This is a genomic window from Phenylobacterium sp., assembly GCF_031425575.1.
Taxonomy (GTDB): Bacteria; Pseudomonadota; Alphaproteobacteria; order Caulobacterales; family Caulobacteraceae; genus Phenylobacterium.
This window is the reverse complement of the sequence record NZ_JANPJP010000115.1, coordinates 1-2,794: the sequence shown is the minus strand read 5'-3', so window position 1 is coordinate 2,794 and position 2,794 is coordinate 1. Positions and strand designations below refer to the sequence as shown.

General features: G+C 70.0%; 3 protein-coding genes. All 3 read left to right on the top strand.

Translation table 11 applies throughout. The features are described from left to right. On the top strand, positions 1–1,620 hold a 1,620-nt coding region (locus RMO97_RS06765; protein WP_310539813.1), incomplete at its 5' end, for a bifunctional diguanylate cyclase/phosphodiesterase. Beyond that, entirely contained in the window at positions 1,617–2,069 is a 453-nt protein-coding gene (locus RMO97_RS06760) for a hypothetical protein (protein ID WP_310539811.1), read from the top strand. The genes RMO97_RS06765 and RMO97_RS06760, both read left to right, overlap by 4 nt. Before the next feature lie 85 nt (positions 2,070–2,154). Beyond that, positions 2,155–2,794 (top strand): serine/threonine-protein kinase (locus tag RMO97_RS06755; protein ID WP_310539810.1); only part of this gene is annotated, 640 nt, incomplete at its 3' end.

Below are 2,794 nucleotides of genomic sequence, written 5' to 3'. Positions count from 1 at the left end.
GGCTTCGAAGCCCCGGCGCGCCGTTGGTCGATCTCGAACGCCGTCGCTATTCCGGCGTCCGTCGCCCTGCTGACGGTGGGGCTTTCGGGGGGCGTCGCCGGGATGTTGCATCCCGCCGCGGCGACCGCCCTGCTTGCGGGGGGTGCGATCCTCCTGGCCCGGGTCGTCAGCCAGGTTGTGCTGGCCGAACGACTGGCGGCGCGGCTGTTCGAGGGCGGCTCCGCCCGCAGCCTGCCCCACCTGCTCAACGAGTTGGGACACCGCTTCGAGGCGCTCAAGCATCGCGCCGCCAACAGTCATCCCACCACCGGCATGCCGACCCGCGAGCCTCTGGTGGAGGAAATCCACGCCGACATCGCGCGCGACTGTGGCCCGAAACTGCTGGGTGCGATCCGGTTCGCCGACTTCGACCGCCTGGCCGCCTTCGACCTCGCCGCCGCCAACTCGGCCCTGAAAAACTTCGCCCTACGGCTCGCCTCGGCCACAAGCGCCGCCCACGTCATCGCCCAGATCGACCGCGACTGCTTCGCCATCTGGTTCCGCGGTCCCCCTGACCTGGAGGCCTCGTCGAGGGAGTTCCGCGCGATCGTCTATGTCGCCGGACAGGAACTGGCGGACGGTGCGGTCCTGCTCACCCCCACGGTAGAGGCCGGGGTCGTCAGCTTTCCCCGCGACGGGGCCGACGCGGGCCAGCTTCTGTTGCGGGTCACCGCCGGCTTAGCGCGGCCCGAGACCTCCCGGAAGGGGGACCTCACCCTGCCCGAACCGCCTTCAGCCGAGATCGCGCGGGAGGCCTTCACCCTGGAGCAGGGCCTGACGCGCGCGATCGCCGGCGACCAGCTCACCATGGTCTTCCAGCCCGTGGTGGACCTGGCGGCGGGTCGGATCATTGGGGCCGAGGCGCTGCTGCGCTGGGACCACCCCACCCTGGGTACAATTTCGCCGGCGCGCTTTATCCCCATTGTCGAGCGGATGGGCCTCAGCGACAGCTATGGCCTCTGGGTCCTCAACGCCGCTTGCCGCGAGGCGCGGCTGTGGCAAGACGAGGGGCTGGACGACCTCAAGGTGGCGGTGAACCTGTCAGCCCGCCAGCTGCTGGATCCTGGCCTGGTGGGAAAGGTCGAGCGCACCCTCAAGCGCCATGGCCTCAGCCCGCGCGCCTTGGAGCTGGAGCTTACAGAGACGGCCACCATGGCCGACGCCACCGGCACCCTGCGCCTGTTCGGCGACCTGCGAGCCATGGGGGTCAGCCTGGCCATCGACGACTTCGGCAGCGGCTACTCCAGCCTGAGTTATCTGAAGAACCTGCCCTTCGACAAACTGAAGATCGACCGGGAGTTCGTCACCCAGATAGAGAGCCGGCGCGACAGCCGCGCCATCTGTAAGGCCCTGATCGAGCTCGGCCGGGGTCTCGACCTGCTGATCCTGGCCGAGGGGGTCGAGACCGCCGAGGAGGTCCAGACCCTGCATGACCTCGGATGCAACGTTTTCCAGGGTTATCACTTCTCCAAGCCTCTGACCGGCGAAGCCTTTCGTCGCCTGGTCCGCGATCCCCCCGCCTGGCGCGCCGCCGCGCCCCGTCCACGCCTGAAAGCCGCCGAAGGCCGCCGCTCCGCATGACCCGCTCCCCGATGCTTCCCCTCGCCCTGCTCGCCGCGACCCTGGCGCTCAGCGCCTGCGCGAGCGGTCCCGCCGCCGTCACGCCCGGCGCGGCCACCGATCCGGCGCGGGGCTATGGGGAGATGGCGCCCATCCCAAACCCCGACGGGTCCAGCCCCGCGCCCGCCCCGCGACCGGCCGCTCCTCGCCCGTCGCCCCAGGCCCCAGCGGCCAACAAGCCGGCCGCGCCACGCCCCGCCGCTCCGGCCGCCGCCGCCAAGCCGGTGGCCAATGCGGCCCGCGCGGCCCAGCTGCGCGCCCAGGGGCTGGAGCAGCTCAATCGCGGGGCCATCGACCGGGCCGTAGCCCTGCTGTCCCAGGCCAGCCAGCTGAATCCCGGCAATGCGCTAATCCAGCGTGACCTGGCCCGCGCTGTCCGCATCCGTGGCGCCGTGCGCGCCAAGCCCTGATTCGGCCAACCACCCCTTAACGACTCCGCCTTAGGTTGCTGGCGGAGAGCCATGCGCCCCTGGCGTCAGGCGGAGGTTAAGCGGAATGCGCCTGATCGGTCGTTACGAGCTTCGCGAACGCATTGGCGAGGGCGCCATGGCCGAGGTCTGGCGCGCCCACGATCCGAGCATCGACCGGGTGCTGGCCATCAAGCTGCTGAAGCAGGAGTTCCGGCGCAATCCCGAATATGCGATGCGCTTCCTTCGGGAAGCCAAGGCCGCCGGCGCGCTCGCCCACCCATCCATCGTCACGATCTACGATGTCGGCGAGGCCGACGGATATCCCTACATCGCCATGGAGCTGTTGGAGGGAGAGTCCCTCGACCAGGTGCTAGCCCGGGAAGGCCAGCTCTCAGGCGACCGCGTCCTGGCCATCGGCGGTCAGCTGGCCGCGGCCCTCAGCTACGCCCACCTGTCAGGCGTCGTGCACCGGGACATCAAGCCCTCCAACATCATGCTCGGCCGGGATGGAACCTCCATCAAGATCCTCGACTTCGGGATCGCCCGGGTCGCCGAGGACGCCGCCTTCACCGACCAAGAGCACATCCGCACCCAGATCGGCCAGGTGCTGGGCACGCCCCGCTACATGAGCCCCGAGCAGGCCCTGGGCCAGGTGGTGGACGGCCGCTCCGACCTCTTCTCGGTGGGGGTGGTGCTGTACGAGCTGATCACCGGCAAGCAGGCCT